Here is a 671-nt window from a genome sequence, read left to right on the forward strand (position 1 = left end):
GTGTCGTCGCGATTGTCGATATCGGTGGCGAGCAGTTCGAGCGTGCCATCGCTATCGGTCGCGCCGATGAGTGCCGTCGGCCCGAGATTGAGGAGTGCGTCATTCGCATTGAGCGAAACACTTCCGCCGACGATCGCGCCGGTGTTCGTCAGGGTGTTCGAGTGCGTGGTGAGCGTGCCGCCCGCCATCATCGTGCCGCTGTTGCGCACATCGCCCGCGTTGACGTCGAGGTTGTTCGCCGCCTGGAGCAGCACGCCGTTGGTGAACGTGCCGGGCAGCGTAAAGGCCAGGTCGTGACCGGTGCTGAACTGGAAAGCAGCGGTTGGCGCAAAGTCGCCCTGGACGATCACGGTCACGTCATGCGCCGCGCTGTAGGCGCCGCCGCCCGTGAGCGTTGCCGCGTTGATCGTCAGATCATGGGTCGCGCCGATCTGGCCGCTCGTGTTCGTGATCGCGCCGGAGGTCGTGATTGCCACGTCGCCATGCGAGCCGGCCACGCTGCCGATCCCGCCGCCGCTGTTGTCGACCGTGTCGGCCTGAACTGTGACGTTCGCGCCGCTCAACTGCGCGCCTTGCGTGTTGACGAGCGCGGCGCTGTCGACCGAAATGCGGCCGTTGGCGGTCATCGTGCCGCCGCGGTTGACGATGCCGTTGCCGCCTCGCACGGCCAC

The 671-nt window shown here is 66.8% G+C and carries 1 protein-coding gene; it reads right to left on the reverse strand.

Translation table 11 applies throughout. The features are described 5' to 3' along the window. Nucleotides 1-671, reverse strand: a 671-nt coding sequence (locus QCE69_RS39345) for a hypothetical protein (protein WP_309936158.1), incomplete at both ends; no start/stop codon positions are given.

It is taken from the genome of Caballeronia sp. LZ032, from assembly GCF_031451315.1.
Lineage (GTDB): Bacteria > Pseudomonadota > Gammaproteobacteria > Burkholderiales > Burkholderiaceae > Caballeronia.